Consider the following 26,510-nt stretch of genomic DNA (forward strand, 5'->3'; position numbering starts at 1 on the left):
CTTACAGGCTGCGCTCGAACATCAGGCGCAGCGCAGCGCTACTGCCCAGGGTAGTCATGCTGTCGCTGCGGCCCATTTCATCCACATAGGATTGCCCTTGCACCCGCTGCTGATGCAGCAAGTTGGCCGCTGACAGGCGCACGCGCGTTTTCACGTCCGGCTGCCACAGCGCATACGCGTCGAGTGCACGCCGTACGCCCGCATGGCTGCTGGCGTGCGCATCGAGTCGCGCCAGGCCACCCGTCTGCACGTTCAGATTGCCGCCCATGCTCATTTTCGGCGAGAGCCGGTAATCGAGACCCAGGTTGAGCGTCGACGGCACCTGGCTGGCCAGGCGGTTGCCCGGACCCGGCACGGCGGCGACGCTGGACCAGTTGCGCCCCGCATTGGCGCGCACGTCGATATCGGGTGCCTGTGCCCACCAGGTCCGCAAGGGGAATTTCACATCCATTTCGACGCCGCGCACCGTGGCCGTGCCATTGTTGAACGGGCTGGCGGTCCAGATGCCATCGTGCTGGAACAGGCGCTGTACGGTGACATCGCTGATGCGCCGCGTGAATGCCGACAGGCTGGCCACGCCGCTCTTGCCGAAATAGCTCTCCCAGGCCGCATCCAGCCCCCACGCCAGTTCCGGGCGCAGGTCGGGATTGCCCTGGAAATCGGGATTATTGGCGCTGTTGCCATTGTTGACGGTGTAGCGGCGCGGCACCAGGTTGCGCGTGGTGGGCGCCTTGTAGGTGCGCGCCAGCGCCAGCCGCAGCTGGTCGCGCTCCTGCTCCGGCAGCTTCCACAGCAGCTGCGCCACGGGACTCAAGACATTGGCCTGCGTGCGCACTTCGCTCAAAGTGCGGCCCTCGGTCGCCGTCTGCAAGCCTTCCCAGCGCACGCCCGCATACATTTGCAGGCGCGGCGTCACTTCCCATTCATCCTGCGCATACAGGGCCAGACGCCGCACGTTGGCCGTGTAGTCTTCATCGAGCGCATACGGCGCGCCACCGTCAAAATACGTATCGCGCTGGCGGCGCGACTCGCTGCGGCGTATCAGGCTGCCGTCCCAGCCCAGGCTCAAAGCGTGGCCGCCACCCAACCGGCCCAGGTATTTGCCACTGCTGTTGACGCTGTCGTCAATGGCGTCGGAGACCACGCCGCGCCGCAGCAGGGTGGCGCCACCGGCCGCCTCGCCATGGAAAACGTAATCCGTATCACGCCGGTTGTGGTTGACGCCAAGTTTGGCCGTCAGCTTGCCCGCAGCCCCCAGAGAGTGCGCCCAGCTCACGTCGCTGCGCGCCGAAAAGACGCTCGCTTGCGAGGTGGCGCCATTGCGCGGATAGCTGCTGGCCGCCCCCGTCAATACCGTTTCGCGGGCCACGCCGTCAAACCCCGTGCGGTACCAGTCCAGCAGGCTTTGCCAGGTGATGGAGTCGCCATTGTCCAGGTTCCAGTGCAGACGAGGCGTCAGGCTGGCCTTGTTGACGGAGGAAGCGTTGCGCGTGCGCGTGTCGCGCAGCGACAGCGGCATGCCGGCGGGACCGGACGTTGTTTCAATCGTCCGCCCCGCTACGTCATCGGCCGTGCGTTCCAGGGCGCCCGTCAGCGAGTAGGCAAAACCCGGCAATTTGTCCGCCACGCGCAAGGACGCGGCAGGCTGCCAGCGGCCATCCTGCCGGCCCGCGCCCAGCTTCCATTCGCGCTCCACGCCGCTGGCCCCCTTGCGCAAGACCACGTTGATGCTGCCGGCAACGGCTTGCATGCTGTATTCTGCCGTCGCGCTGCGCAAAATCTCAATGCGCTCGATCATGTCCGGGGCGATCGACTCGATGGAAAACCCGGGTGGCGCGGGGTCGCCATTGATCAGCATTTGCGTGTAGCCGGCACCCAGGCCCCGCATGCGCACCTCGCCGCCGACGACGGAAACGCCGGGCTGGCGTTTCAGCGCCGCGGCCAGGTTGCTGTCGCCATATAGTGCCAGGTCGTCGCGGCTGACGATGATCTTCGCGGCCGTGTCGTCGCGCCGCTGCTGCGTGCCACTGACGGCCGAAATTTCAACCTTCTGCAACGGCGCATCGTCGGCGCTGGCAGCGGCGGGCAAAAGCAGGGAAAAAAGCGGGGATAAAAACAGGGAATACGGGCTGGCGCTGCGCATGATGCCTTTTCTACACTGCGGGTAGGGAAGCGCGCAGTGTAGAGGATTTGACAATGCGCAGCAAGCGCATTGTCAGGCCATCATCAGTGCCCTCCCCCCAGATACGCCGCGATCACCTTCGGATCGGTTTTCAGGCTCTCCGCCGGCCCATGCACGGAAATGCTGCCGTTTTCCAGCACGTAGCCGTAATCGGCCACGTTCAGGGCGGCGGCGGCGAATTGCTCCACCAGCAGCATGGTCACGCCTTCGGCCTTTAAGCGCGTGATGATGCGGAAGACTTCTTCCACCAGGATGGGCGCCAGGCCCATCGACGGTTCGTCCAGCAGTATCACTTCCGGGTTCAGCATCACGGCGCGGGCCATGGCCAGCATCTGCTGCTCGCCGCCCGACAAGGTGCCGGCCAGCTGGTCGCGCCGCTCCTTCAGGCGGGGGAACAGTTCCAGGGCCTTGTCCAGGTCGCGCTTGATGTCGCCTTTCGGACGCGCCCGCGTAAAGCGGGGGAAGGCGCCCAGCAGCAGGTTGTCCGTCACCGACATCGAGGCGAACACGCGCCGGCCTTCCGGCGAATGGGCCAGGCCGGCACGCGCGATCTTGTGCGAATCGAGGCCCGTGACGTCCTTGCCGCCCAGGGTGACGGTGCCGGACTTGGGTTTCAGCATGCCGGAGATGGCGCGCATGGTAGTGGTCTTGCCGGCCCCGTTCGAGCCGATCAGGGTCACCAGCTTGCCCTTCGGGACGTCGAGCGAAATGCCGTGCAGGACTTCGACTTTGCCGTAGGCGGCGTGCAGATTACTAATGGTCAGCATGGTCTTCCTCTCAGTGCGCCGCTGGCGCCAGGGTTTCGGCGCTGCCGCCAAGATAGGCTTCGATCACTTTCGGATCGCTCTGCACGGCAGCAGGCACGCCTTCGGCGATCTTCTGGCCAAAGTCCAGCACCGTCACCACGTCCGACAGGGCCATCACCACGTCCATGTGGTGCTCGATCAGGATGATGGTGATGCCGTGCTCGCGGATCTTGCGGATGATGGCCATCAGCTCCTTGATGTCGGGCGCCGTCAGGCCCGCCGCCGGTTCATCGAGCAGCAACAAACGCGGGTTGAGGCCCAGCGCGCGGCCGATTTCCAGCAGCCGCTGCTTGCCATACGGCAGATTGCGTGCCTCTTCGTTGGCCAGGTCGGCCAGGCCGACGAATTCGAGGATGCTGGCGGCCCGCTCGCGCGCGGCCGTTTCTTCGCGCTTGTATCGGGGCGTATGCAGCATCACGTCCAGCACGTTCGACTTGAAGGTGTTGTGCAGGCCCACCAGCACGTTCTCGGTGGCCGTCATCTCGCCGAACAGCTGCACGTTCTGGAAGGTGCGCGCCACGCCGCCCAGCGCGATCTCGGACGGCGTGCGGCCGGAGATCACGGCGCCGGCAAATTCCACCTTGCCCGCCGTCGGCTTGTAGATCCCCGTGAGCACGTTCATCATCGTACTCTTGCCCGAGCCGTTCGGCCCGATCAAGCCGTGCACGGAGCCTTGCGTGACGTTCAGGTCCACCTGGTTCAGCGCTTTCAGGCCGCCGAACTGCATCAGGGCCTGATCCACGCGCAGCAGGGTCGCGCCCTGCTGCCCGCCCTGCGCATGGTCGAACGGCGCCACGCCGTGCGAAGCGACGGCTTGCACATGGCGCCGGCCCTTGCCGATAAAGCTCATCAAGAAGCCGACGATGCCATCCTGCAGGTAGTACACGACGAACAGCGTCATCAAACCGAAGATGGTCAGACGCCAGTCGACCATGTTTTCCAGTTTGTAGGAAAACGCGGCCAGGCCGATGGTGGCCACCAGGGGCACGATCACGCCGCGCAGAGTGGAACGCTTTTTCGCCAGCATGAAGGCGGAGCCGATCACGCCCAGCACGGCGGCGCCAACGGCGATCTTGCGGAACAACTCGATGTCCGACAGGAGGCTGGGCAGCATGACGACGATCAGGGCGCCGATCAGCGCGCCCGAACGGGTCTTGCGTCCGCCCATGATGACGGCCAGCAGGAACAATATCGTCAGCTCGAAGTTGTAGGTATTGGGCGAGATGTATTCTTCCGAATACGCGTACAGGCTGCCGGCCAGGCCCGCGAAACCGGCGCTGATGACGAAGGCGTACACCTTGTAGCGATACACGGACACGCCCATGCAGTCCGACGCGATGGGGCTGTCGCGCAAGGCTTCGAACGCGCGGCCCAGGTTCGACTTCAAGATGCGGTGCACCACCACCAGCGAGATCACCAGCAGCGCGGCGACCATGTAGTAGTACTCCACTTCCGTCAGTTTGTGGCCGAACAGGACGGGCTTGTGGATCTTGATGCCCATCGGCCCTTCCGTCAGGAAGCTCATTTCATTGATCAGGATTTGCACGATGGTGCCGAAGGCCAGGGTCACCATGGCCAGGTAGGGCCCCGTCACGCGCAGGGCCGGCAAGGCCAGGATGGCGCCAAACACGGCCGCGCCCAGGATGCTGGCGGGGATGGCCAGCCAGAACGACACGCCCAGCTTGAACACCAGCACGCCCGTGACGTAGGAGCCGATGCCGAACAGGCCCGCGTGGCCCAGCGACACCTGCCCCGTGTAGCCGACGACGATATCGAGGCCGAACAGCAGGATGGCGTAGATCAGGATGGTCTCGGCCAGATGGATGTAATACGGGTTCGGGATGACGATGGGGAACAGTGCGAGCGCGGCCAGTCCCGCCGCGCTCAGCGCCAGCATGGTGATTTGCTTGTTCATGTCGTCCTCAGACTTTCTTGATCGCGGCTTTGCCGAACAGGCCGGACGGCTTGACGGCCAGCACCAGCAGCAACAGCAGCAGGCCAGGCACTTCCTTGTAGCCGGTGGAGATGTAGTAGCCGGTGGTCGTTTCCGCGATGCCCAGGATCAGTCCGCCGACGATGGCGCCCACGCCCGAGGTCAGCCCGCCGATGATGGCCACGGCAAACGCTTTCAAACCCAGCGAGGCGCCCATGGTGGCCCCCGTCAGTGTCAGCGGCGCCACCAGCACGCCCGCAAAGGCGGCCGTGGCCGACGACAGCGCGTAGGAAAACGTGATCACCATGCCCGTGTTGATGCCCATCAGGCCGGCCGCATCGCGGTCGTTGGCGGTCGCCACGACGGCCTTGCCATAGATCGATTTGCGGTTGAACACCTCGACGGCCAGCATGATGGCCAGCGCGCCGACGATGACGGCCACCTGCATCTGCTGCACATTGGCGCCGAACACCTGGAACGGCGCGGCCGACAGCGGCGACGGGAACATCAGGTCATCCTTGCCCCAGATGTTTTCCGCCACGTTCTTGAAAATGATGGCCAGCGCGATGGTCGACATGATCCAGCCGAATTCGGACTTGATCTTGATGGCGGGCCGCACGCCTATCCATTCGACGAACACGCCCTGCAAGGCGCCGAAGACGATGACGATGGGGATCATCAGGAGATAGCTCATGTACGGGCCGCCGTGGATGGTGCCCACCAGGGAAAGGCCCACGAGCGCGCCCAGCATCAGGGATTCGCCTTGGCCGAAATTGAGGGTGCCGGAAGTGGCAAAGGTCAGCTGGTAGCCGAAGGCGATGACGGCATAGATCATGCCCAGCGCGATGCCGCTGAAGACGAGCTGCAGGAAGATTTCCATGGTATTCCCCGGAAGACGAACGATGAAAAAATGGCCAGTCCTGATTCCTCAAGGCTGGCCACTGCGCGGCGAATGTCTGCCAGGCTTATTTCGCGAGGACGACTTTGCCGTCCTTGACCTCACCGAAGACCGTCAGGTCGGCCGTGATCGCCTCATGGTTGGTCTTGCTGAACGGCTTGTTGTAGGTGGTGACGGCGCCTTCCACTTTTTCATTCAGGTTTTCCAGCGCGGCGCGCACTTTCGGGCCGTCCGTGCCGCCTGCCTGTGTGATGGCCGCGGCCAGCAGGTAGATGGAATCGTAGCCTTGCGCGGCCGAGACGGCCGACGGCATGCGTCCGCCCGAGGGCTTGTAGGCGGCCACGTAGGCGTCGATGAAAGCCTTGCGCTTCGGCGTGCTGGCGTCCTGGATGAAGGTTTGCGGCATGCGCGTGCCATTGCCGTTCTTGCCCGCGTTGTCGATGAAGTTACCCATGGCCAGCGTCCAGCTGCCGATCAGCGGCACTTTCCAGCCCAGTTTTTCCATGCCGTTGGCGATCTGCGCCAGTTCCGGGCCGATACCGTAGGTCAGCACGACTTCCGCGCCCGCCTGCTTGGCTTTCAGCAGCTGGGCCGTCATGTCGACGTCCTTGATGTTGTATTTTTCCACGACGACGGGCTTGATGCCCTTCTTGTCGAGCGCCTTTTCCAGGTCTTCGCGGCCCAGCTGGCCATAGTTGGTGGAGTCGGCCAGGATCGCCACTTTCTTGAACTTGCGGTTCTCGATCGCCTCATGCACGATCATGCCGGACTGGATGGTGTCATTGGCCGCATTGCGGAAAATGTAGTTTTCCGGCTGGTCGGCGAACTGCTTGGTGACGATGGAACCCGTCGCCACATTGTTCATGACGGGAATTTTCGCTTCCTGGTAGAAGCGCTGCGACGCCAGGGCCACGCCCGTATTGATGTAGCCGACGGTGGCGGCGACCTTTTCCTTGTTGATGAGTTCTTGGGCGATCTGCACGCCGCGTTCGTTCTTCGCTTCGTCGTCGCGCTCGATCAGCAGCAGCGAACGGCCCAGTACGCCACCTTTGGCATTGATTTCAGCCACGGCCAGCTTGACGCCGTCGCGCATCGACACGCCCATCGGCGCGGAACCGCCCGTGAACGGACCGGACACGCCGATCTTGATGGGGTCGGCTGCGACCGCCGCCTGCGAGAAACCCAAAACCAAACTTGCCACGAGCAATTTCTGTTTCAAATTCATTGTCATCTCCTCTGATACAACGTTTTTAATGCCACTTATTTTTATAGTCGTACGCTGGATAACCTCCCCATCGATAAATCATTGTAGGTGAGTAAACATGCACCAGCAACAACTACATATGACGCGTCGCAACATGCGAAAAAGACCAGATTACTGGCCCGATGTCAGTCTTTTGTAAGGAAAATATGGCGCAAATTGACACAGCTGCTGCACATTGACACACAGTACAGGTATCTGATCTGCGTCAAAGTATGGTGAGGCAATGGTGATATGGTCATTGAACCAGGGTCAACCGGCCATGGCGGCAATCCCATCCTTACCACGGAGAACCTATGCGCCAGCCCATGACAACCATCTGCGCCTGTCTGCTGATCGGCGGCATGAGTAGCGCCTGCAAGAACTTCACGCCGGTCGACAAGTTCGCGGGACAGACGGTGGCGGTAACGGAAGCATTCAAACCCATGCTGACGCACTCCATGAACAGTTGCACCAATAATGTACGGCGCAACAGCATCATCACCGACCGCCCCTACGTTGCGCAGGAAACGGAGCAGGACCTGCTCCGGCGCTGCAAGGACTATGCGGCCCAGTTGGCGGGTACGTCCGAACTGAACGATGTATTGAAACGCTACGCGGAAGTACTTGCCGCACTGGCCAACGACAAGCTGGCAAACTACAAGGAAGAGATCGGCGCCCTTGGCGGTTCGCTGGGCGCCTTGCAGCAGTCCAGCGGCATGACGCCCGTGCTCAACGCCGACCAACTGGACAAAGTCACGCGCCTGAGCGCGCTGATCAGCCAAATCGTGACGCAGCACAGACAGCAGTCGGGCATCAACGAACTGCTGGCGCGCGAAGACGATATTTATATCATCAGCAATGCGCTGAAAAAATATGCGCAGCAAAATTACCAGGCCAATTTGCACGACGAGAACCTGACGCTGGCGTCCCTGAACCGCTCGCTCGACAATGCCGCGGCCAGGGAGCCTGTTGCCAGCAACTATCTGAAAGCCAAGCTCTACCAGGATGGGCGGCAACTGCAAGAGCGTGGCAAGGTCATCGACGCCTATATTGCCGCCATGACCGAATTGCAGAACAGTCTGAGCACCTTGCGCGCCAAGTCCATGAAAGACCCGGCATTGGAACGCCAACTGGACACCTTTGCCAAGCAAGTCGATACCCTGCAAAAGCAGGCAAGCAATTATTCCCCCTCACCCTGGTAGGAGTAAAACATGGGCAACGCTATCGCACTCGATGAAAAACAAACCACGGAAATCGCCGACAAGCTGGCCCAGGCCTCGAACCAGGTACTGGAGCTGCGCATCGCGCTGACCGACCGTACGCCGCCAACGCCGTCAACCGTGCTGCAGGATCTCAAGCAATATGAAAGCCACCTGGACCAGATGGTGTCCTTTTTCCGCGCCCATGGCATCTACCTGATCAACCAGGGCGCGCAGCAGGCATTGGCCAATGTAAACTCGGCAATCGAGCAGGGCAGGAAAACCGTGGCCGACATCCAGCACACGCACGCGGCCATCAAGGCAGCGGCAGGCCTGCTGGACCTGGCTGCCGCCCTGCTGTCGCGCAACCCACTGGCGATTGCCGAGGCGGCGAACAGCCTGCGGACCTGAGCTGGGGGACAATTACGGCTCGCCAGCCCGGTGCCCCATCGCATGCGTCGCCATCTTCAGGTACAGGAAGGACAGCTCCTCATTGTGCGCATAGCCCATCTGTCCTTCGCTCAGCGCGACGGATTTCTGCTGCAGCGCTTCCGGGTAGTCGAGGTCGCAGGCGGCGTCTAGCCAGTAGCGCGCCCGTGCTTCATCGCTGTCCAGCAGCATGTTCGCCACGATGAACATGGCCGGCGCCACGCCGCGTTGCGCGGCCAGTTCCAGCCAGCGCAGCGCGGCGGCGCTGTCCTGCGGTCCGCCCATGCCGTTCTTGTGCATCAGGCCCAGGTAGTACGCGGCAGGACCGCTGCCCTGCCCCGCCGCCTGCTCGAACAGGGCGCGCGCCTGCGGCTGGGACGCTTCTTCCGCACGCATCAGGACCTTGGCCCGGGCCGTGACATCGGGCGCGGCCACCACGGGCGACGCCAGCGCAGCGGCCAGCAGCAAGTTTGCCAGCATCATTTCGACAGGTCGAGCTGGTACAGCGCAAAGCCCTTGCCTGCGCCATCATCAGGCTTCAGCTGCGTGACGTTGTCGATACCGGCCCCTTGCGCCAGGTCGATCACGTTCGGCGCGGAATGGAAGACCACGGGGCCTTTCGTGGCGGCTTTGGCGAAGCGCCAGCTGCGCGCCGAACCGTTTTTCGCGCGCGTCAGGTTTTTTTCCTTGGTCACGTAAGCGATCAGGAGTTCGCGGTTGTTGTCGGGCGAGGCCACCACCGTCTTGCTGCCGTCCAGGCCAGGGAAATTGCCGCCGCCGCTGGCGCGGTAGTTATTGGTGGCGATCAAAAATTCCTGGTTGGCGTCCACCGGCTTGCCCTTGTACGTCAGCGCCTTGATACGCTGGCCGGGCTGTTGCGTGACGTCGATCTGGTAGCGCACGTCGGCGCTCGTGATCGCGTCGAAGTTGTAGCTCGGATGGGCCGTGTTGACCAGTTCCTGCGCTTCCAGCTTGTTCGGGTCGATGGTATTGAAACGCTGCGCCGACTGTTCCAGCCAGGCCTTCAGGTCCGCGCCATTCATCTTCACGCCGTACAGCGCGTTCGGGTACAGGTACAAATCAGCCGCGTTATTCAGCGCCACATTGCCCGCCTTGACGTCCGTGTAGTCGGACACGCCGGCCGAGCCGCTCTTGAACGGGGACGACATCGACAGCACGGGCAGGTGCGCGTACTGCGGCAGGTTCGCTTTGACGTAGGCAGCCAGATAGCCCGCTTGCGCCTGGTTCACCACCTCGATGGCGCTCACGTCGCCCACGTCGGCGAAGTACGTCGACATGCGGAAGTCCGTCTTGCCCACGGGCGTCTGCACGTAGGCAATCGTCGCCGCGTGCTCCTCGGCCACCAGTTTGGCGATGGCGGGATCAGGCGCCACATAACTCTTGTCCGCGTTCTGGATGCCGCGCGCTTCCACCGTCGTGGCGCTCTTGTCGACGACCCACTGCTTGCCGTCGTGGCGCAGGCGCAGGCCGATCACGCCCAGGTGCTTGCCCCACAAATTGGCCATCACGGTCGGCACGCCGTTCACCAGCCCTTTGACCTTGTCGACGCCGGGCAAATTAAATTGCGGCACCGTGCTGCTCGCGTTAGGGAACCGCTGGTGCGAGTGGCCGATCAGCATGGCGTCCACGCCCGGCACTTGCGACAGGTAGTAATTGCCGTTTTCCATGGTCGGCGAATACGGACTGTCATCGAGGCCGCCGTGCGAGATGGCCACCACCAGTTCGGCACCCTTGGCGCGCATCTCGGGGATGAATTTTTCCGCCGTCTCGCGCACGCCCTGCGTGTAGACGCGCCCTTCCAGCCAGCGCTTGTCCCAGGCCATGATGGTGGGCGGCGCGAAGCTGATGATGCCGACCTTCACGGTAGCGGTGATGGCCTTGCCATCGGGGCCGGTGGCCGTGATTTGCTTGGCGATGATGTGGTATGGCGCAAACAGGGGCTTGCCCGTCTTGACGCTGTAGACGTTGGCCAGCACTTGCGGGAACGCGGGGCCGGCGCAGCGCGGTTTGGCAGAGTCCACGCTGTCGACGTCAAACTGGTTGCCCGTCACCTGGCTCAGGAACGCCAGGCCGTAGTTGAATTCGTGGTTGCCGATGCCGCCGCCGTCCACTTTCAGCAAATTCATCGCCTTGTAGATGGCCAGGGTCTGGTCGCAGGCCAGCGGTTTTACCAATGCCTGGTAGTCGGCCAACGCCGTGCCCTGGATGGTGTCGCCGTTGTCGAGCAACAGGTTGTTCGGGAATTGCGCACGTGCCTGGGCGATCAGGGCCGCCGTGCGTTCCAGGCCGATCGACGGTTCCGCCTGCAGCTTGTAATAATCATAACTGAGCACATTCGCGTGCAAGTCCGTCGTCTCCAGCAGGGCCAGGGTGGCGCTGCTGCCGGCCGGCGCGGCCGATGGCTGGACCGGCCCGGTGGCGGCGGGCGGCAAGGCGCCGCAGCCGGCCAGCAGCAACGGCAACAGGGCAAGACGGGGAGATTGAAGCATGATGTATTCCTGTGGAAAGACAATATCGCCAGCATCATACGCAGCACGGCAGCCCCTATCAAGGCAAAAATATTGTCGCAAATACAGCGAAATGACGATTTTATTGACCCGTGCGGCAGCAATTGCGCGGCGGCGGCAGTGGAAACGCGCCGCGCTCGCGTATAATTCAGGGTTTGATTTCACCATAGAAGACCAGAACATTATGGAAGCCGAACGCATCAATATCATCTCCGCCCTGCTCAACGACCTGACGGTCCGCGAAGCCGAACTTCGGAGGTATCTTTGACTTCACTGTCAAGTCGGAGAAACTAGAGCAAGTCAACGAAGAACTGGAAGATCCAACCGTCTGGAACGATCCCAAGCGCGCCCAGGACCTCGGTAAAGAGAAGAAGGCGCTGGAAGCCATCGTCTTCACCCTGGCCAAGGCCGATGCCGACCTGCGCGACACCCGCGACCTGTTCGACATGGCCCGCGAAGAGGGCGACGACGATACGCTCGAAGCGATCGAGCAGGACGTGCAGGAAATCCGCAAGGTCATCGAAAGCATGGAATTCCGCCGGATGTTCAACAATCCGATGGACCCGAACAACTGCTTCATCGACATCCAGGCCGGCGCCGGCGGCACGGAAGCCCAGGACTGGGCCTCGATGCTGCTGCGCCAGTACCTGCGCTATTGCGAACGCAAGGGCTTCAAGGTCGAAATCCTCGAACAGTCCGACGGCGAGGTCGCCGGCATCAAGACGGCCACCTTGAAGGTCGAGGGCGATCACGCCTACGGCTTCCTGCGCACGGAAACGGGCGTGCACCGCCTCGTGCGCAAGTCGCCGTTCGACTCGGCCAACGGCCGCCACACCTCGTTTACGTCGCTGTTCGTGTATCCGGAAGTCGACGATTCGATCGAAATCGACGTCAACCCGGCCGACATCCGCGTCGATACCTACCGCGCGTCGGGCGCCGGCGGTCAGCACATCAACAAGACCGACTCCGCCGTCCGCATGACCCACGCGCCGACCGGCATCGTGGTGCAGTGCCAGAACGACCGTTCGCAGCACCGCAACCGCGCCGAAGCGATGGAAATGCTGAAAGCGAAGCTGTACGAGCATGAACTGCGCAAGCGCATGAGCGAACAGCAAAAGCTGGAAGACTCGAAGACGGACGTGGGCTGGGGTCACCAGATCCGCTCCTACGTGCTGGACCAGTCCCGCATCAAGGACTTGCGCACCGGTTTCGAGACGGGCAATACCAAGGGCGTGCTCGATGGCGACATCGACGAGTTCATTTCCGCCTCGCTCAAGCAAGGCGTATAAGGATGAATGCATCCGCTCCGGCATTGGCAAAGCGCGCCTTCCTGTTCGACATGGATGGTACGATCGTCGACAACATGGCCTTCCACACGACATCGTGGCTGGCGTTCTTTGAACGCCACGGCCATGCGCTGGATGCGGACGCCTTTTTCCGCGACACGGCAGGACGGCAGGGACACGAAATCATCGCCAAGTACCTGGGCGAGGGAGCCGACCACGTCACCCTGCTGGCTGAAAAGGAAGTCGTCTACCGCGAACTGTATGGCCCGCACCTGGCCACGGTCGCCGGTTTCGACCGGCTGATCGCCAGCGCGCGCCAGGCCGGCGTCGGGCTGGTGGTCGGGACGGCCGCGCCGGCCGAGAACATCGCATTCACGCTCGACGGCCTGGACCTGCGCCACCGCTTCGACGCCATCGTCGGCGCCGCCGACGTGGAACGGGGCAAGCCGCACCCGGACGTTTTCCTGAAAGGCGCGCTGCTGGCCGGCGCGCAGCCGCACAACTGCATCGTCTTTGAAGACGCACCCCTGGGTGTGGAAGCGGCGCGCCGTGCCGGCATGCGCGTCGTGGTGCTCACCACCACCCTGCCCGCCGAAGCATTTGCCGCCTTCGACAACGTCATTGCCATCGTGCCGGATTTCTCCGCGCTCGACGTCGACGCACTGTTTGCCAGCGTGGCGCCTGCGCTGGCGCCACATCATCAATAATCACCAACGAAGAACACCATGACTACGGATATCCAAGAACAAGCCGCCGCACCCGATGAAAACAAGATCATCGCCGAGCGCCGCGTCAAGCTGGCAGCACTGCGCGAACAAGGCGTCGCCTTCCCGAACGATTTCCGCCCCGAGCACAAGGCGGCCGACCTGCACGCGCAATACGGCAGCAAGACGCGCGAAGAGCTGGAAGCCGAACCTGTCACCGTGGTGCTGGCCGGCCGCATGATGCTCAAGCGCGAAGCCGGCAAGAAGGCCGCTTTCGCCACCCTGCAAGACGCTTCCGGCCCGAAAGCCGACGGCCGCATCCAGATCTACGCCACCCTCGACCTGACCGGCGAAGCGGCCATGGCCGCCCTGCACCACTATGACCTGGGCGATATCCTGGGCGTGCAAGGCACCTTGTTCAAGACGAAGACGGACGAACTGACCATCAAGGTCACGGAACTGCGCTTGATCACCAAGTCGCTGCGCCCGCTGCCGGACAAATTCCACGGCCTGGCCGACCAGGAAACGAAGTACCGCCAGCGCTACGTCGACCTGATCATGAACGAAGAGACGCGCCGCACCTTCAAGGCGCGCACCGCCGCCATCTCGTCGATCCGCCGCTTCATGGAAAAGAACGAGTTCATGGAAGTGGAAACGCCGATGCTGCACACGATCCCTGGCGGCGCGGCAGCAAAACCGTTCATCACGCACCACAATGCGCTGGACATGCAGATGTTCCTGCGCATCGCGCCCGAGCTGTACCTGAAGCGCCTGGTCGTCGGCGGCTTCGACCGCGTGTTCGAGATCAACCGCAACTTCCGCAACGAAGGCGTGTCGATCCGTCACAACCCTGAATTCACGATGATGGAATTCTACGCGGCCTACACCGACTACAAATGGCTGATGGACTTCACGGAAGCCGTCATCCGCCAGGCCGCCATCGACGCGCACGGCACCGCCACCCTGACCTACGGCGGCCGCGAGCTGGACCTGGCAAAACCGTTCCACCGCCTGACCATCGTCGAAGCGATCAACAAGTACGCGCCGGGCTACACGCCGGAGCAGCTGAACGATGCGGACTTCATCAAGGAAGAACTGAAGAAATTCGGCGTCAAGCCGTTCGCCACGGCCGGCCTGGGCGCGCTGCAACTGGCGCTGTTCGAAGAAACGGCTGAAGCGCAGCTGTGGGAACCGACCTACATCATCGACTACCCGGTCGAAGTGTCGCCACTGGCGCGCGCTTCCGACACGGTGGCCGGCATCACTGAACGTTTTGAATTGTTCATGGTGGGCCGCGAAATCGCCAACGGCTTCTCCGAGTTGAACGACGCGGAAGACCAGTCGGCCCGCTTCCTGGCACAAGTGGCCGCCAAGGACGCCGGCGATGAAGAGGCGATGTTCTACGACGCCGACTACATCCGCGCGCTGGAATACGGCATGCCGCCAGCCGGCGGCTGCGGCATCGGCATCGACCGCCTGATGATGATCATCACGGATTCGCCGAACATCCGCGACGTCCTTCTGTTCCCTCATCTGCGCCGCGAAGAGTAATCACGGACGCAAGCCGATAAAAAGCCGCCTGATTTTGCGATCAGGCGGCTTTTTTACGTCTGCGGCCGTGTCAGCCGGCCAGGGTCACGCGCTGGTGGCTGCGACTGGCCTGCTGCGCCGCCAATGCCGTGGCCAGCGCACGCATGCCGTCGTCGCCCGTGGCGGCCGGCTGGCCTTCGCCGCGCATGGCGCGCTGGAAGGCGCGCACCGAGCGCACGTACAGGTTTTCATGCTCGACGGGGATATCGATGCTGCCGCCGTCGCGCGTCAGACTGATGGTGCCGACGGGGCGCTGCGTCATCACGCCGGTGGCGAAGATGGTGCCCTTGCTGCCGATGATTTCCACGCCGGACAGCGAATACGGCGCGTTGAACGCGTCGTGCACCTGCACCAAAGTGCCGTTGTCGAACTCGATGACGGCCATCAGGCCCTCTTCCAGTCCGGCCACCGTCATGCCGCCGCTGGTGGCGCAGGCCGTGACGTGGCGCGGTTCCGCGTCGAGCAGGAAGCGCAGGGTATCGACATCGTGCACGAACATGTCGAGCGTGACCCCGCCCGACTCCGGCGCGTCCAGGCGCCAGCCGCGCAGGTGCTGCGGCAGGTTGTTCGCGTGCAGCACGCGGCCATACAGGGGTTGGCCGATCTCGCCGGCGCGTATCAGCTCGCGCACCTTGCCATGGCTGGCCGCGTTGCGCAGGTGGTGGTTAATCCCCAGCACCACGCCCGCCTCGGCGCAGCCGTCGACCATGCGGCGCGCGTCTTCCAGGTTCAGCGCCAGCGGCTTTTCGCACAGCACGTGCTTGCCGGCGCGCGCCGCCTGCAAGGTCTGCGCCATGTGCAACTCGTTGGTGGTGCTGATGTACACGGCGTCCGTTCCCGGATGCGCCAGCGCCGCATCGAGGTCCGTGTAACTGGCGGCGATGCCGAACTGCTCGGCAAAGGCGGCGCCGCGCGCGGCATCGCGGCTGACCACGGCCAGCACTTCGGCATCGCCCTGCTGGCGGATCGCATCGACCATCCATTCGCGCGCCACGGTGCTGGCGCCGACCAAAATCCATCCGGTTTTCTTCATTCGATTCTCCCGTTAAAAAGTGTGGCGCAGGCCCAGGTTCCAGGCCTGGTTGCCGGTGCCGTTGTCGGTGGCGTTGCCCACCACATAGGCGGCGCCGTTGCGGTTATCGATATGCGCGTAGGCCGCATACAAGGTACTGCGCTTCGACAGCGCGTAGGTGTAGCCGATGCCGATCTGGGAAGCGTCACCGTTGGCGGCGCGCCGGTCGTCGCGCCGCACGTACGAGAACAGGATGCGGTGCGGGCCGACAGGTACGGTGGCGCCCAGCATCAGGTCCGCGCTGTCAACCGTGGTGGCGGCGCCCGCCGTGTTCTTGCTGACTGCGACGGCGCCATGCGCCTTGACCACGCCGAAGTCCCAGGTGGCGCCCAGTACCGTGTTGCGCGCCCTGCCCGCCACCAGCGCGCTTGATATCGTATTGGAGTCCTGGTGCGCCATGCGCACATACAGCGGCCCGCTGGCATAAGTAGCCGCCGCGCCCGCGTAGCGTTTGGCCGACGCGTCGCCCGGCACTTCGCCGAAGCCGTACGCCAGTTCGCCGGAGAGTCCCCCGCGCACGGGCGAGCTGTAGGTGATGCTGTTGTCGACCCGGCTGATGTAGCCGGCCGTGAAGACGTTGCTTATCCTGCCCGCAAAACCCAGGTAAAATGGGTCCAGCGCCCCCAGGCTGCTATCGATGAAGGTGTACTGGCGGCCCAGCCGCAGCGTGCCCGCCGCGCCGGCCAGGCCGACGAAAGCCTGGCGTCCGAACAGCAGGCCACCCTGGGCAGATGCGCCCGTGTCGGCCAGGATGCCCGCATCGAAGGTAAATATCGCCGTCGTGCCGCAGCCCAGATCTTCACTGCCCTTGAAACCGAGCCGCGAACCGTTGGCGATGCCGCTGGTCACCTTGAGTACCCTGCCGCCGGGGCCACCGTTCTCGGACACCACGCCCAGGTCCGCGATGCCATACATGGTCACGTTCGACTGCGCGCTACACAGGCCGCCGCAAGCGCCTGCGCCGATGATCATTGCCCTTGCTACCTTGTTCTTCATTTCTTTCCCTGTCTATTTTTATTGATACTGCTCTTAGCCGACCAGGTAGCGCGGACGCTCGCCGCGCAGGCCGGCCAGCAGGTTGTCCACGGCTTGCTGCGCCATGGCGTAGCGCGTTTCATGCGTGGCCGAACCGATATGCGGCAGCGCCACCACGTTGGCCATGCCCGGCAGCGGATTGTCCGGCGCCAGCGGTTCGCGCTCGAACACGTCCAGGCCGGCGCCGTGGATGGTGCCCTGCTGCAGCGCCTCGATCAGCGCCGCCTCGTCGACGATGCGCCCGCGCGAGCCGTTGATGAAGATGGCGCCGGGGCGCATCAGCGCGAACTCGCGCCGGCCCATCATGCGTTCCGTCTGCGCCGTCAGCGGCAGCACCACGCAGACGAAATCGGAACCGGCCAGCAAGTCGTCAAGCGCCACCTGGCGCGCGCCCAGTGCCGCCTCCACCTCGGGCACCGCTTCGCCATTCACGTACAGCACTTGCATGCCGAAACCCAGCGCGGCCCGGCGGGCGACGGCGCGGCCGATGCGGCCCATGCCCAGCATGCCGATGGTCTTGCCGTGCACGTTGACGCCGTACTGGCTCTCGCCCACGCTGCGCGTCCAGCGTCCGGCCTTGACGAATTCGGCCAGTTCGACGACGCGCCGCGCGCTGGCAAGGATCAGCGCAAAGATCGTGTCGGCCGTCGTTTCCGTCAGCACGTCCGGCGTATTGGCCAGCAAGATGCCCCGTTCGCGCAGGTAATCGACGTCGAACTGGTCGACGCCCACGGAAATGGTGGAAATGATGCGCAGGTCCAAGGCCGGGTCCAGCAGTTCGCGGTCCAGGCGCACGCTGGCGCCCAGCAAGCCGTGCGCGCCGCGGATGGCGGCAGCAAATGCGGCGCGGTTGCCCGCGTCGATCGCTTCGAAGTACGTCACCTCGCATTCGGCGCGCAGGCGCGCCAGCAGCGGCTCGGCCAGCTTTTTATAGACAACCACATGTTTTTTCACGAGTGTTTCCCCTGTACGGTTCAAGATGGGACCAGCGCGTCGAGCTGGGCGCGGGTCGGCAAGCCTTCCATGTCGCCGGCCACCTGGATGGCGAAGGCGCCGACCCGGTTGCCGCGCCCTACCGCCTGCGCCAGCGGCAAGCCTTCCAGCAAGGCGCTGACCAAGCCGGCCGCGAAACCGTCGCCGGCGCCCACCGTGTCGACCACGTTGGCCACGCACTCGCCCGCCACCATGCCACTGTCGCCATCGGCCGTGCGGTAATAGGCGCCCTCGGCGCCCAGCTTGATGACCACCAGGCGCGCGCCCTGCTGCAGATAAAAGCCGGCGACGTCGTGCGGTAGGTCGTGGCCGGTGAGGATTTTTCCTTCCCCCAGGCCGGGCAGCACCCAGTCCGCCTTGGCGGCGAGGCGGTTGATCTGTTCGACCATGACGGCTTTGGACGGCCACAGCGACGGCCGCAGGTTCGGATCGAACGATACGCTGCGGCCATTCGCGCGCATGAAATCGAGCGCCTGGCCGGCGAACGCCAGGCTGGTCTCGGACAGCGCCGCGGCCACGCCCGTGGCGTGCAAATGGCGCGCGGACAGGAAATAGGCGGGGTCGAAATGCTCGGGCGCCAGCCGGCTGGCGGCGGAACCCTTGCGGAAGTACTCGACCAGCGGGTCGGCGCCGTTCTCGGCCTTCTCCTTGAGCAGGAAGCCGCTGGACTGGCCGGCGACGGCGACGACCCGGCTGCAATCGACACCCTCTGCCTGCACGCTGGCGCGGATGAAACGGCCGAACGAGTCGTCGCCCACGCGGCTCAGCCAGCCGACTTTCAAGCCCAGGCGCGCCAGGCCGATGGCGACATTCGTCTCGGCGCCGGCCAGGCGGCGCGTAAAGTGCGCCACGGCCGCCAGATCGCCCGTTTGCTCGGCAACGAACATCGCCATCGCCTCGCCATAGGTAACGACGTCGAGCGCGTGCGCTCCTTGCGCCATTTCGTGTTTGATCATGCGGCCTCCAGTATCTGAATGTAGCGGCCCGTTTCGGCCACCAGGTCGGCGCCCTCGAGCGGGAATTCGATGGCCCGCTGCACGCCCGGCGCAAAGTGCGCGAAGACGGCGCGCCAGGCGGGATCGGCGTCGGAAACGGCGCAGGCGGACAGCCGGCCCCCGTCGTCAAGAACCGCCTTGCAATGCACATAGCGTACGTACGGCGCCAGCAGGCGCGCCGCCTGCTGCGCATCCTCGCCCACCCAGCGCCAGTTGCCGATGTCGAAGGTCAGTCCCAAGGGCAGCCCGATGTCGCGCGCCGCCGCCAGGAAGCGCGCCATCGTCGCCAGTTTTCCGCCGTGGGCCGTCTGGTCGTTTTCCACCAGCAGCGCCACGGGTGCGGCCTCCAGCTGCGCCTTCAAGGCCGGCAAGTCCGGCGCGGCCGGGTAATGGCCCAGCGACACCTTCAGGTAGCGCGCGCCCAGACGCGCAGCCTCGTCCAGCATTTGCCGCAGCAGTTCTTGCTGCAGCTGCCCGTCGGCGTCCCACAATTCGATGGGCGTGGAATACACGCAATACAGGCCGCGCGCGGCCACCACCGCGCCCATAAGCGCCAGGTCCGGCACGTCGGAGGTGAACAGTTCGCGGCGGATCTCGATGCCGGCGCCGCCCGCATCGGCCACCACGTCGATGAAATGGCTTTGCCCCAGCTGCCTTACCCTGCTTGCGCCATAGGCCGACGCCGCCACCAGGACGGGGCTCACTTGATCGCTCCCGCGCCGACGAACTGGCGCGCTTCGGGCGTTTGCGGGTTGCTGAAGAAGGCTTCCGACGGCCCGCTTTCCCACACCAATCCCTGGTGCATGAAGACGGTGACGTCGGCCATGCGCCGCGCGAACTCCATCTCGTGCGTCACCAAGAGCATGGTCATGCCCGCCTGCGCCAGCTCCTCCATCACCTTCAGCACTTCCTGCGTCAGCTCCGGGTCGAGCGCCGACGTCACTTCGTCGAACAGCATCACTTGCGGCTCCATCGCCAGCGAACGGGCAATCGCCACGCGCTGCTGCTGGCCGCCCGACAGCTGCTCGGGATAGGCTTCGCGCTTGTGGTCCAGGCCCACCTGCTTGAGCACGCGCAGCGCCGTGGTGCGACCTTGCGCGTCGGGCACCTTCTTGACGATGCGCGGCGCCAGCATGACGTTTTCTTCCACGGTCAGGTGGGGGAACAGGTTGTAGCTCTGGAAGACCATGCCGACGTCCTTGCGCAAGTCGAGCAGGTGTTCCTGGCGCGCCGTCAGCGTATGGCCGGCCACGACGATGCTGCCGCTGTCGATGGTTTCCAGGCCGTTGATACAGCGCAGCATGGTGCTCTTGCCGGAGCCGCTGCGGCCGATCACGGCGATCACCTGCCCCCGCTCGACGGCGAACGACACGCCCTTGAGCACGTGGTTGGCGCCGAAGCTCTTGCTGATATTGTCGATTTCAACGATGGGCATGGAATTTCCTTTCCAGTGAATGGCTGTAGCGCGACAGCGGATAGCACATCGCGAAGTAGATCAGGGCGACGATGGGGAAGACGATGAACGGCAGGAAGGTCGCATTGCTGACCAGTTGCCCTGCCCGCGTCAGTTCCACCACGCCGATGATCGAGGTGATCGAAGTGTTCTTGATGATCTGCACCATGAAACCCACCGTCGGCGGCAGCGAATGGCGCAGCGCCTGCGGCAGGATGACGTAGCGCAGCTGCTGGTAGCGGTTCAGCGCCAGCGCGGCCGATGCTTCCCACTGCTGCCGCTGCACGCCTTCGATGCAGCCGCGCCAGATCTCGCCCAGGTAGGCGCTGGCAAAGATCGTCATCGCCGCGCCGGCCGCGATGATCGGCGACAGCTTGTAGCCGAACAGGGCCAGGCCGTAGTAGGTGAGGAACAGCACGATCAGCACGGGCGTGCCCTGCACCAGCTGGATGTACAGGGCACTGATGCAACGCAGGAATGGGCTGCGCGCCGTGCGCAGCAGCGCCACCGCGAAGCCGGCGATGCCGCCCGTGATGAAGACGATCAGCGACAGGCCGATGGTCCAGCGCGTGGCCTCGAGCAGAAATTGCAGGTTATCCCAGGAAAAATCACTGATCATGTCATGCTCCCATGCGCACCGCGCCCAGACGGCGGCGGCGTTTGAAGACGATCTGGCCCAGTACCCAGAAGCTGAAGCGGAACAGCAGGGCCAGCAGGATGTACAGCACCATCACGACGATGTAGATCTCGAAGCTGCGGAAGGTTTCCGAGTCGAGCAGGTGCGCGGCAGCGGTCAGCTCTTCGGCGGAAATGGCCGACACCACGCTCGAGGCGAGCATCATCAAGGTGAACTGGCTGGCCAGCGCCGGATACACTTTTTCCAGCGCCGGCAGCAGCACCACGTGGCGCATCACCTGCCAGCGCGTCATGCCCAAGGCTTGGGCCGCCTCCAGTTGCGAGGGATGCACGGCGCCGATGCCGGCGCGCACGATCTCGGCAGCATAAGCACCGAGGTTGACCGTCATGGCGACGAGCGCGGCGCCGTTCGCGTCGAGCTGCAGGCCCAGCGACGGCAAGCCAAAGTAGATGATGAACAGCTGCACCAGGAACGGCGTGCTGCGGATCACCTCGACATACGCGCGCACCGCCACGCGGGCATAGGCGGGACCATTCTTCAGGATGACGGCGGCGCCCGGCGACAGCTTGTAGCCGAACAGCGCCAGGCCGTAATAGGTGAGGAACAGCACGATCAGCACGGGCGTGCCCTGGACCAGCTGGATGTACAGGGCGCTGATGAAACGCAGGAAGGGGCTGCGTGCCGTGCGCAGCAGCGCCACGGCGAAGCCGGCGATGCCGCCCGTGACGAAGACGATCAGCGACAGGCCGATGGTCCAGCGCGTGGCCTCGAGCAGGAACTGCAGGTTATCCCAGGAAAAGTCACTGATCATGTCATGCTCCCATGCGCGCCGCGCCCAGACGGCGGCGGCGTTTGAAGACGATCTGGCCCAGCACCCAGAAACTGAAGCGGAACAGCAGGGCCAGCAGGATGTACAGCACCATCACGACGATGTAGATCTCGAAGCTGCGGAAGGTTTCCGAGTCGAGCAGGTGCGCGGCGGCAGTCAGCTCTTCTGCGGAAATGGCCGACACGACGCTCGAGGCGAGCATCATCAAGGTGAACTGGCTGGCCAGCGCCGGATAGACTTTTTCCAGCGCCGGCAGCAGCACCACGTGGCGCATCACCTGCCAGCGCGTCATGCCCAGCGCCTGCGCCGCTTCCAGTTGCGACGGATGCACGGCGCCGATGCCGGCGCGCACGATCTCGGCAGCATAAGCGCCGAGGTTGACCGTCATGGCGACGAGCGCGGCGCCGTTCGCGTCGAGCTGCAGGCCCAGCGACGGCAAGCCGAAGTAGATGATGAACAGCTGCACCAGGAACGGCGTGCTGCGGATGATCTCGACATAGGCGCGCACCATGGCGCGGGCATAGGCGGGACCGTTCTTCAGGATGACGGCGGCGCACACGCCCACCGCCAGCCCCAGCACCATCGACAAGGCGCTCAGGCGTATCGTCAGCGCCGCGCCCCACAACAGGCGGTCCAGCGACTGCATGACGAGTTCGAAATGAAATTCATACGGCATACTCAACTCCTTTCTACGTGCGCATCCCCGGCCGCGCCACCATGGCGGCGCGCCGTGCGGACGAGCACTATCGCTGTGCGGGTGGCGGTATCAGAAGGTCGGCAGCGCCGGCAGCGGCGCGCCGCTCCACTTGCGCGCGATGGCATCGAGTTCGCCGTTCAGCTTGACGTAGTAGATGAAGTTGTTGAGCCACTGGTGCAGCTCGAAGTCGCCGCGGCGCACGGCCATCGAGTTCGGTTGCAGCGAGTAGGAGAAGCGGACCTCGATCTTGCCCGCGCCGCGCGTCTTGATGATGTCGAGCGCCATCGTGCTGGGAATCGAGACGGCGTCGACCTGCTTGCTGAGCAAGGCCTGGGTGACGGTGGCGTCATCCTCGAAACGCACGATGCTGGTGCCGGCCGGCGCCATGCGGCTCAGCGCCGTGTCATTCGTGGTGCCGCGCGTCACGCCCACCTTCTTGCCCTTCAAGTCGGCCAGCGCCTTGAATTTGCCGCCGACCGGCGCGACGATGGCCAGCTCGAACGCGCTGTAGGGCATGGTGAACATCAGGGTCTTGGCCCGTTCCGGCGTGGGCGCCAGGGTGGCCACGAGGAAGTCGACCTTGCCCGATTCCAGCGACGGCACGCGCGACGGCGCCGTCAGTGGCACGATTTCCACGGGCAGGTTCAGGTATTTGCCGATCAGGTTGGCGACATCGACGTCATAACCGACGGGCACGCCCTTGGCGTCGATGCTGCCAAACGGCGGCGTGCCGCTGACGACGCCGATGGTCAGCTTGCCTTTCTTGATCAAGTCGCCAAGCGTCTGGGCGCCGGCATCGGCCGCCGCACCGAAGGCGCATGTTGCTGCGAGCGCGCAAGCCACGATTTTCGCGTAAAACAGTGTAGTCATCTTCATGCTCAGTCTCCTGTGATCCCGGTACCGGCCTCGTCGAGGCGCTTCCGGGAATATTGTCAAATGGACGATTCGGATCGTCTCTTGCCTTGTCGTTTCAACTTATGTTCAAGCTCCTGCCAACCATTGCCCTGCCTGCCTATCCACGCCCCTTTCCTGGCTGAATACAATTTATGAAACCGGTTCCATAACCTTCCCAAAAAAAAGGGCAAGGCCCTCTTCCCATCAATCGGCGCCCGTGCGCCCTTCGTTACCCCGGGTGGAATGACGCACTATCAGCTTGCCTGGCAACAACACCTCGCGCGGCGGGCACTGGTCGCCCTGCAGGCGCGACAGCATGCACGTCATCGCCGAAAAGCCGATCTCGTACGTCTGCTGCTCGATCGTGCTCAGGCCCGCCAGCGGCGACCACGGCAATTCGTCAAAGCCCAGCAAGCCCACGTCCTGCGGCATGCGCAATGCGAGGCGCTGCAGCATCAGCGCCAGTTCCAGCGCCACCATGCCGTTCGAGGCCAGCAGCGCCACGCGGCGGCCGCGCCACTGCGCCAGGCATAGACGCACCTGCGCGTCGATGGCGGGCCGGTCGTCCAGATCCACGGCCAGCACTTCGCCCACGCAGCCCGGATGCTCGGCCATCACGGCCTGGAAACCGTCGGCGCGCATCAGGCGCGAACTGACGCCCGTCAAGGGCGGCGCGACAAAGGCGATGGCGTCGAACCCCTGCTCGATCAGGTGCGCCGTGGCCAGCCGACCCGCCTGCACATTGTCCAGCCCCACCAGGTCGAAATCGGCGCCCTCGATGCGGCGGTCGACCAGCACGATGGGCATGTCCGCCTGCTGCAAATCGGACGACTGGATGTTGCGTCCCTGCGTGTTGACGATCAGCCCTTCCACGCTGTACGAGCGCAGCGCGGCAAGCGACTGGCGTTCGCGCTGTTCGTCATTGCCGGTATTACATAAAATCAGGGTATAGCCATGCTGCTGGCAAGCCGCTTCCACGCCTTGCAGCACGGCCACCGTGTAGGGATTGAGCATGTCCGCCACGACCATGCCGATCAGGCGCGTGCGTCCCCGTTTGAGGCCGCGCGCCATCTGGTTCGGCTGGTAGCCGAGGCGCGCGATGGTGCTGGTGATCTGCTGGCGGATGTTCTCGGACAGGGCGTCGAGTTCGCCGCCGAGAAAGCGCGACACGCTCGTCTTCGACACGCCAGCCTCGCGCGCCACCTGGGCGATGGTCACGGGCCGCGCCAGCTCGCCGGAAACTGTTTTTTTACTGCCGCGTACTGAATCCAAGCTTGTTCTCCACTACCTGTTGACCTGCATATTTTTATTTTGGAACCGGTTCCAAAGATAGCACCCACGAATCGATGACGCAAGCGATTTGATTTCCTGTGGCGGCAAAGGAACAAGATGGGGGCATCAATGGAAAGGCGCCGCCCGCCCCCCGGCAAACGCAGGAAACGGGCGGCGCGGTGGTTTCAAGACGGTTTACTGGACCACTGTGTAGCACGGCACGTATGCCGTGCCCGCCAGTTTCATGCGGTGCTGCGCCACGAAGGAAGCGAGCAGCGCATCCATGGGGCCGGCGATGGATTTGTCGCCATGGATCTCGAAGTTGCCGTACTTTTCAATCGAACGGATGCCGTCATCCTTGACGTTGCCCGCCACCACGCCCGAGAACGCGCGGCGCAGCTGGGCCGCCAGCAAGTGCGTGGGCTGGTTCTTGTGCAGGCTCAGGTTGCGCATGTTTTCATGCGTGGGCTGGAACGGCTTCTGGAACTCGTGATCGATCTTCAACAGCCAATTGAAGTAATACGCGTCGCTGTGCGCCTTGCGGAATTCGCGCACCTGGCGGATGCCTTCAAGCATTTCGCGCGCCACCAGTTCCGGGTCGTCGATGATGATCTTGTAGCGCTGCTGCGCTTCCGGGCCCAGCGTGTCGTGGATGAACTGGTTGATCTGCACGAAGTACTCACGCGACGTTTCCGGACCCGTGAAGATCAGCGGGAAAGGAATCTCGGCGTTGTCCGGGTGCAGCAGGATGCCCAGGATGTACAGAATCTCTTCGGCCGTGCCGGCACCGCCGGGGAAGACGACGATGCCGTGGCCGGCGCGCACGAACGCTTCCAGGCGCTTTTCGATGTCCGGCATGATGACGAGGTCATTGACGATGGGGTTCGGCGACTCGGCCGCGATGATGCCCGGCTCCGTGATGCCCAGATAGCGGCCATTGTGCAAACGCTGCTTGGCGTGGCCGATGGTGGCGCCCTTCATGGGACCTTTCATGGCGCCAGGGCCGCAGCCGGTACAGATGTCGAGGCCGCGCAAGCCCAGCTGGTAGCCCACTTCCTTCGAATAATTGTATTCGGCGCGGTTGATCGAGTGGCCGCCCCAGCAGACGACCAGGTTCGGGTTGAGCTGGGTTTGCAGCACATTGGCGTTGCGCAGGATGTGGAAGACGGCGTCCGTCACGCCTTCCGTGCTCTGCAAGTCGAATTTCGGGTTGCCCGTGACTTCATCGCTGACGAAGATGATGTCGCGCAGCACGGCAAACAGGTGCTCGTGGATGCCCTTGATCATCTTGCCGTCGACAAAGGCGATGGCCGGCGCGCCCTTGATGTCGAGTTTGATGCCGCGCTCGCGCTGGATGATGGAGATTTCAAACGATTGGTAGCGCTCCAGCAGGGCGCGGCCATCGTCGATGGTGCTGCCGCAATTCAAGACCGCCAGCGCGCAGCGGCGGAAGGTGTTGTACAGGCCGCCCTGGCTGGTGTCGAGCAGCTTGTTGACTTCAGTCTTGGAGAGCACGTCCAGGCGGCCTTCCGGTGAAACCAGAGTATCGATAACGTCGTGTTCCATAATGCGAAAAATCCCTTTAAAAATCGATGCTCGAAGGTCTTGCAGCCTTAATATACGACAAGTCAGGCAAGTTGTGCTGTGCCGCCGCAAAATCGCCGGGGCCATCCTTGCATGCAAACCGGTTTGACCAATATGAAACAGTCATTCTTGCTAATGCGAATCGAAATCTTCGCTCAGCGCAATTTGTAGATTAGAATGCCAGCCTATTGGAATTCCCGTGCGTGAGGTTCTTCATGAGAGTCCCCGCCGCCCGCAGGCTTCCATAAGTT

At 63.7% G+C, this 26,510-nt stretch carries 25 protein-coding genes; 6 read left to right on the forward strand and 19 right to left on the reverse strand.

Annotated features, from left to right (window positions below):
* Position 1: 1 nt before the first annotated feature.
* The 5 genes from ASN89_RS15600 to ASN89_RS15620 all read right to left on the reverse strand — a co-directional run bounded on the left by ASN89_RS15600 (position 2) and on the right by ASN89_RS15620 (position 7,044).
* Entirely contained in the window at positions 2-2,143 is a 2,142-nt protein-coding gene (locus ASN89_RS15600; RefSeq protein WP_152988584.1) for a TonB-dependent receptor plug domain-containing protein, read from the reverse strand.
* An 83-nt stretch (positions 2,144-2,226) separates the two neighbouring features.
* Positions 2,227-2,949 carry an ABC transporter ATP-binding protein gene (locus ASN89_RS15605; protein WP_046682988.1) on the reverse strand — a complete coding sequence of 241 codons (723 nt, stop codon included), beginning with the start codon at positions 2,947-2,949 and terminating at the stop codon, positions 2,227-2,229.
* A gap of 10 nt (positions 2,950-2,959) precedes the next feature.
* Positions 2,960-4,903 carry an ABC transporter permease subunit gene (locus ASN89_RS15610; RefSeq protein WP_058049901.1) on the reverse strand — a complete coding sequence of 648 codons (1,944 nt, stop codon included), beginning with the start codon at positions 4,901-4,903 and terminating at the stop codon, positions 2,960-2,962.
* Positions 4,904-4,910: 7 nt separating this feature from the next.
* Positions 4,911-5,801, reverse strand: coding sequence for a branched-chain amino acid ABC transporter permease (locus ASN89_RS15615; RefSeq protein WP_010398938.1), 891 nt, complete (start codon positions 5,799-5,801; stop codon positions 4,911-4,913).
* An 85-nt stretch (positions 5,802-5,886) separates the two neighbouring features.
* Positions 5,887-7,044 carry an ABC transporter substrate-binding protein gene (locus ASN89_RS15620; RefSeq protein ID WP_046682990.1) on the reverse strand — a complete coding sequence of 386 codons (1,158 nt, stop codon included), beginning with the start codon at positions 7,042-7,044 and terminating at the stop codon, positions 5,887-5,889.
* 344 nt (positions 7,045-7,388) lie between these two features.
* Here ASN89_RS15620 and ASN89_RS15625 point away from each other — a divergent pair, with 344 nt between their 5' ends.
* Entirely contained in the window at positions 7,389-8,264 is an 876-nt protein-coding gene (locus ASN89_RS15625) for a hypothetical protein (RefSeq protein WP_152988585.1), read from the forward strand.
* A 9-nt stretch (positions 8,265-8,273) separates the two neighbouring features.
* The gene (locus ASN89_RS15630; RefSeq protein ID WP_046682992.1) at positions 8,274-8,672 is read left to right on the forward strand and encodes a hypothetical protein; all 399 of its coding nucleotides are present in this window, start codon (positions 8,274-8,276) and stop codon (positions 8,670-8,672) included.
* A 12-nt stretch (positions 8,673-8,684) separates the two neighbouring features.
* Here the strand turns inward: ASN89_RS15630 and ASN89_RS15635 are convergent, their stop codons facing one another.
* Both ASN89_RS15635 and ASN89_RS15640 read right to left on the reverse strand, forming a co-directional pair.
* Positions 8,685-9,173, reverse strand: a complete 489-nt coding sequence (locus tag ASN89_RS15635; RefSeq protein WP_058049903.1) for a tetratricopeptide repeat protein — start codon at positions 9,171-9,173, stop codon at positions 8,685-8,687.
* Positions 9,170-11,200, reverse strand: a complete 2,031-nt coding sequence (locus tag ASN89_RS15640; RefSeq protein ID WP_058049904.1) for a bifunctional 2',3'-cyclic-nucleotide 2'-phosphodiesterase/3'-nucleotidase — start codon at positions 11,198-11,200, stop codon at positions 9,170-9,172. The genes ASN89_RS15635 and ASN89_RS15640 overlap by 4 nt, the downstream gene beginning before the upstream one ends.
* Positions 11,201-11,291: 91 nt before the next feature.
* Between ASN89_RS15640 and ASN89_RS29310 the strand changes: the two genes are divergently transcribed.
* From ASN89_RS29310 to lysS, 4 genes are all read left to right on the forward strand, one after another.
* The gene (locus ASN89_RS29310) at positions 11,292-11,486 is read left to right on the forward strand and encodes a hypothetical protein (protein ID WP_058049905.1); all 195 of its coding nucleotides are present in this window, start codon (positions 11,292-11,294) and stop codon (positions 11,484-11,486) included.
* Positions 11,403-12,507, forward strand: a protein-coding gene (prfB, locus tag ASN89_RS15650) for a peptide chain release factor 2 (RefSeq protein ID WP_138829122.1) whose coding sequence is annotated in 2 segments (ribosomal slippage) — positions 11,403-11,483 and positions 11,485-12,507 — 1,104 coding nt in all. Because the reading frame shifts where the segments join, the coding sequence is not laid out codon by codon here. Before ASN89_RS29310 ends, prfB begins: the two co-directional genes overlap by 84 nt.
* 2 nt (positions 12,508-12,509) lie before the next feature.
* Positions 12,510-13,211 carry an HAD family hydrolase gene (locus ASN89_RS15655; protein ID WP_046682995.1) on the forward strand — a complete coding sequence of 234 codons (702 nt, stop codon included), beginning with the start codon at positions 12,510-12,512 and terminating at the stop codon, positions 13,209-13,211.
* A gap of 18 nt (positions 13,212-13,229) precedes the next feature.
* Positions 13,230-14,759, forward strand: a complete 1,530-nt coding sequence (lysS, locus tag ASN89_RS15660; protein ID WP_058049906.1) for a lysine--tRNA ligase — start codon at positions 13,230-13,232, stop codon at positions 14,757-14,759.
* 70 nt (positions 14,760-14,829) lie between these two features.
* Here the strand turns inward: lysS and ASN89_RS15665 are convergent, their stop codons facing one another.
* From ASN89_RS15665 to ppnN, 12 genes are all read right to left on the reverse strand, one after another.
* Positions 14,830-15,831: a Gfo/Idh/MocA family protein gene (locus ASN89_RS15665; RefSeq protein WP_058049907.1), complete on the reverse strand. Its 1,002-nt coding sequence runs from the start codon at positions 15,829-15,831 to the stop codon at positions 14,830-14,832.
* A 12-nt stretch (positions 15,832-15,843) separates the two neighbouring features.
* Positions 15,844-16,842 carry a porin gene (locus ASN89_RS15670; protein WP_058049908.1) on the reverse strand — a complete coding sequence of 333 codons (999 nt, stop codon included), beginning with the start codon at positions 16,840-16,842 and terminating at the stop codon, positions 15,844-15,846.
* Between the two features lie 57 nt (positions 16,843-16,899).
* Positions 16,900-17,859 carry a 2-hydroxyacid dehydrogenase gene (locus tag ASN89_RS15675; RefSeq protein WP_058049909.1) on the reverse strand — a complete coding sequence of 320 codons (960 nt, stop codon included), beginning with the start codon at positions 17,857-17,859 and terminating at the stop codon, positions 16,900-16,902.
* 20 nt (positions 17,860-17,879) lie between these two features.
* Positions 17,880-18,854, reverse strand: a complete 975-nt coding sequence (locus ASN89_RS15680) for a sugar kinase (protein WP_235501984.1) — start codon at positions 18,852-18,854, stop codon at positions 17,880-17,882.
* The gene (locus ASN89_RS15685; RefSeq protein ID WP_058049910.1) at positions 18,851-19,597 is read right to left on the reverse strand and encodes a sugar phosphate isomerase/epimerase family protein; all 747 of its coding nucleotides are present in this window, start codon (positions 19,595-19,597) and stop codon (positions 18,851-18,853) included. The genes ASN89_RS15680 and ASN89_RS15685 overlap by 4 nt, the downstream gene beginning before the upstream one ends.
* Positions 19,594-20,328: an amino acid ABC transporter ATP-binding protein gene (locus ASN89_RS15690; RefSeq protein ID WP_058049911.1), complete on the reverse strand. Its 735-nt coding sequence runs from the start codon at positions 20,326-20,328 to the stop codon at positions 19,594-19,596. Before ASN89_RS15690 ends, ASN89_RS15685 begins: the two co-directional genes overlap by 4 nt.
* The gene (locus ASN89_RS15695) at positions 20,315-20,965 is read right to left on the reverse strand and encodes an amino acid ABC transporter permease (RefSeq protein WP_058049912.1); all 651 of its coding nucleotides are present in this window, start codon (positions 20,963-20,965) and stop codon (positions 20,315-20,317) included. Before ASN89_RS15695 ends, ASN89_RS15690 begins: the two co-directional genes overlap by 14 nt.
* Position 20,966: 1 nt before the next feature.
* The gene (locus ASN89_RS15700; protein WP_082654599.1) at positions 20,967-21,794 is read right to left on the reverse strand and encodes an amino acid ABC transporter permease; all 828 of its coding nucleotides are present in this window, start codon (positions 21,792-21,794) and stop codon (positions 20,967-20,969) included.
* Between the two features lies 1 nt (position 21,795).
* Positions 21,796-22,488, reverse strand: a complete 693-nt coding sequence (locus ASN89_RS15705) for an amino acid ABC transporter permease (protein WP_046683002.1) — start codon at positions 22,486-22,488, stop codon at positions 21,796-21,798.
* A 90-nt stretch (positions 22,489-22,578) separates the two neighbouring features.
* Positions 22,579-23,385 (reverse strand): transporter substrate-binding domain-containing protein, encoded by an 807-nt coding sequence (locus ASN89_RS15710; protein WP_046683003.1) that lies wholly within the window; start codon positions 23,383-23,385, stop codon positions 22,579-22,581.
* Positions 23,386-23,607: 222 nt separating this feature from the next.
* Positions 23,608-24,675 (reverse strand): LacI family DNA-binding transcriptional regulator, encoded by a 1,068-nt coding sequence (locus tag ASN89_RS15715; protein ID WP_058049913.1) that lies wholly within the window; start codon positions 24,673-24,675, stop codon positions 23,608-23,610.
* Between the two features lie 195 nt (positions 24,676-24,870).
* A complete protein-coding gene (ppnN, locus tag ASN89_RS15720) occupies positions 24,871-26,241 on the reverse strand; it encodes a nucleotide 5'-monophosphate nucleosidase PpnN (RefSeq protein ID WP_046683005.1) in 1,371 nt (456 codons plus the stop codon).
* Positions 26,242-26,510: the final 269 nt, after the last annotated feature.

The organism is Janthinobacterium sp. Ant5-2-1, from assembly GCF_001445815.1.
Classification (GTDB): domain Bacteria; phylum Pseudomonadota; class Gammaproteobacteria; order Burkholderiales; family Burkholderiaceae_D; genus Janthinobacterium; species Janthinobacterium lividum_E.

What these genes read in the sequence shown, in the direction of transcription:
- ASN89_RS15600 (WP_152988584.1), bottom strand. Translation starts at nt 2,143, where the DNA reads ATGCGCAGCGCCAGCCCGTATTCCCTGTTTTTATCCCCGCTTTTTTCC.
- ASN89_RS15605 (WP_046682988.1), bottom strand. Translation starts at nt 2,949, where the DNA reads ATGCTGACCATTAGTAATCTGCACGCCGCCTACGGCAAAGTCGAAGTC.
- ASN89_RS15610 (WP_058049901.1), bottom strand. Translation starts at nt 4,903, where the DNA reads ATGAACAAGCAAATCACCATGCTGGCGCTGAGCGCGGCGGGACTGGCC.
- ASN89_RS15615 (WP_010398938.1), bottom strand. Translation starts at nt 5,801, where the DNA reads ATGGAAATCTTCCTGCAGCTCGTCTTCAGCGGCATCGCGCTGGGCATG.
- ASN89_RS15620 (WP_046682990.1), bottom strand. Translation starts at nt 7,044, where the DNA reads ATGAATTTGAAACAGAAATTGCTCGTGGCAAGTTTGGTTTTGGGTTTC.
- ASN89_RS15625 (WP_152988585.1), top strand. Translation starts at nt 7,389, where the DNA reads ATGACAACCATCTGCGCCTGTCTGCTGATCGGCGGCATGAGTAGCGCC.
- ASN89_RS15630 (WP_046682992.1), top strand. Translation starts at nt 8,274, where the DNA reads ATGGGCAACGCTATCGCACTCGATGAAAAACAAACCACGGAAATCGCC.
- ASN89_RS15635 (WP_058049903.1), bottom strand. Translation starts at nt 9,173, where the DNA reads ATGATGCTGGCAAACTTGCTGCTGGCCGCTGCGCTGGCGTCGCCCGTG.
- ASN89_RS15640 (WP_058049904.1), bottom strand. Translation starts at nt 11,200, where the DNA reads ATGCTTCAATCTCCCCGTCTTGCCCTGTTGCCGTTGCTGCTGGCCGGC.
- ASN89_RS29310 (WP_058049905.1), top strand. Translation starts at nt 11,292, where the DNA reads ATGACGATTTTATTGACCCGTGCGGCAGCAATTGCGCGGCGGCGGCAG.
- ASN89_RS15655 (WP_046682995.1), top strand. Translation starts at nt 12,510, where the DNA reads ATGAATGCATCCGCTCCGGCATTGGCAAAGCGCGCCTTCCTGTTCGAC.
- lysS (WP_058049906.1), top strand. Translation starts at nt 13,230, where the DNA reads ATGACTACGGATATCCAAGAACAAGCCGCCGCACCCGATGAAAACAAG.
- ASN89_RS15665 (WP_058049907.1), bottom strand. Translation starts at nt 15,831, where the DNA reads ATGAAGAAAACCGGATGGATTTTGGTCGGCGCCAGCACCGTGGCGCGC.
- ASN89_RS15670 (WP_058049908.1), bottom strand. Translation starts at nt 16,842, where the DNA reads ATGATCATCGGCGCAGGCGCTTGCGGCGGCCTGTGTAGCGCGCAGTCG.
- ASN89_RS15680 (WP_235501984.1), bottom strand. Translation starts at nt 18,854, where the DNA reads ATGATCAAACACGAAATGGCGCAAGGAGCGCACGCGCTCGACGTCGTT.
- ASN89_RS15690 (WP_058049911.1), bottom strand. Translation starts at nt 20,328, where the DNA reads ATGCCCATCGTTGAAATCGACAATATCAGCAAGAGCTTCGGCGCCAAC.
- ASN89_RS15695 (WP_058049912.1), bottom strand. Translation starts at nt 20,965, where the DNA reads ATGATCAGTGATTTTTCCTGGGATAACCTGCAATTTCTGCTCGAGGCC.
- ASN89_RS15700 (WP_082654599.1), bottom strand. Translation starts at nt 21,794, where the DNA reads ATGATCAGTGACTTTTCCTGGGATAACCTGCAGTTCCTGCTCGAGGCC.
- ASN89_RS15705 (WP_046683002.1), bottom strand. Translation starts at nt 22,488, where the DNA reads ATGCCGTATGAATTTCATTTCGAACTCGTCATGCAGTCGCTGGACCGC.
- ASN89_RS15710 (WP_046683003.1), bottom strand. Translation starts at nt 23,385, where the DNA reads ATGAAGATGACTACACTGTTTTACGCGAAAATCGTGGCTTGCGCGCTC.
- ppnN (WP_046683005.1), bottom strand. Translation starts at nt 26,241, where the DNA reads ATGGAACACGACGTTATCGATACTCTGGTTTCACCGGAAGGCCGCCTG.